Annotated in this window: 2 protein-coding genes; both read left to right on the top strand. The window is 59.4% G+C overall.

The features are described from left to right. Positions 1-214 precede the first annotated feature (214 nt). On the top strand, positions 215-751 hold the full coding sequence (locus tag EPN29_13640; protein ID TAN31366.1) for an adenine phosphoribosyltransferase: 537 nt from the start codon (positions 215-217) through the stop codon (positions 749-751). After that, positions 748-1,593: bifunctional (p)ppGpp synthetase/guanosine-3',5'-bis(diphosphate) 3'-pyrophosphohydrolase (locus EPN29_13635; GenBank protein TAN31365.1), on the top strand; the 846-nt coding region annotated here is incomplete at its 3' end. The genes EPN29_13640 and EPN29_13635, both read left to right, overlap by 4 nt.

Genomic DNA, 1,593 nt, shown 5'->3' with positions numbered 1-1,593 from the left:
CTTTAACACCGCATCCGAATCGATAGATTGTCCTCAGATTCCCTCCTTCATCCAACGGGCGGCGCGCTCGGTTCGTCCATCGGCCTCACCATTTCGTTGCGAAGGTCGGCGCGGCGTCGCCTTGGCTCCAGTAGCATGAAAAAGCCGTGATACAATGGAACGAGATGCGGAAACTGGCGCACGGATCGTGCGCAGGCGAAGCGAGGCGGACTTCGTGAACTTTGAGGCCTACTTGCGGCGCGTGCCCGAGTTTCCCCGGCCCGGCATCACGTTCATCGACGTGATGCCGCTCTTGAGCGACGCTCTTGCCCTTCGGGCGGCCATCGACGCGTTGTGCGCGATGGTGGCCGACGTCAAGGTCGACCGCGTGGTGGCGCCGGAAGCGCGTGGATTTCTGTTGGGTGCGCCGCTTGCCTATGCGCTCGGCGTCGGATTCACGCCTGCCCGCAAGCCGGGCCGGCTGCCGGCAGACGCCATCCGCAGCACGTACCAACTCGAATACGGCGAAGACGCGCTTGAGATGCACCGGGACGGGATTCGGGCTTCGGAACGGGTGTTGTTGGTCGACGACCTTTTGGCGACCGGAGGTACGGTCAAGGCAGCAGCGGATCTCGTAGAAAGGTTAGGCGGGCACGTCGTGGCGGCCGTTTTCTTAGTCGAATTGACCGATCTTGGCGGCAGAAGCGGTCTGTTGCGACAATACTCCGTGAAGTCGCTGATTCAGACTCAGGAGGCGGCGAGCGTACGATGAGCGGCGACGTCGGCGGACCGATCGGGTTGGCGCCGTCCGGCCAGACGCAAACGCTGGACAGCCTTCTTGTCCGATTGACAGGTTATCTGCCGCCGGAGGTCGATCTCGATCCGGTGCGTCTCGCCTACCGTTGGGCGGAGCGTGGTCACGCTGGACAACAGCGTTTATCCGGTGAGCCGTATTTAGTCCACCCATTGGCAGTGGCGCACGTACTGGCCGACCTTCACTTAGATCGTGAGACGGTGGTTGCGGGTCTCCTGCACGATGTGGTGGAGGATACGCCGATCACGCTCGAAGAGGTAAGCGAGGAATTCGGCTTGGAAGTCGCAGCGTTGGTGGACGGTGTGACGAAGTTATCTCAAATTCGCTTCCGGTCCATGGAAGAAGAACAAGCGAACAATCTCCGCAAGATGCTTCTGGCGATGGCCAAAGACGTGCGGGTAATTTTGATCAAGCTCGCCGACCGGCTCCACAACATGCGAACGCTTCGCTTTTTGCCTGCCGATCGTCGCCAGGAAATCGCTCGCGAGACGGTCGAGATCTTCGCGCCGCTTGCTCATCGGCTTGGCATCAGCCAAATTAAATGGGAATTGGAGGACCTATCCTTCCGCACTCTGGAACCTGAAGTGTACCAAGCGCTGCGGGAAAGGGTCAGCGCGCGTCGACGCGAGCGCCAAGAATTTATCGACCGCGTGATTACGACGCTCCGCCAAGAGTTATCACGAGCGGGAATTGAAGCGGAAGTAGATGGCCGGCCGAAGAACTTTTATAGCATTTATCGGAAGATGCAGCGTGGGCGCGAGTTTGAGGAAATTTTTGACTTAAACGCCATACGGATTCGC

Source organism: bacterium (assembly GCA_004299235.1).
Taxonomy (GTDB): domain Bacteria; phylum Chloroflexota; class Dormibacteria; order Dormibacterales; family Dormibacteraceae; genus SCQL01.
Note: the sequence above shows the minus strand (reverse complement) of the source record. Positions and strands in the feature narration are given on the sequence as shown.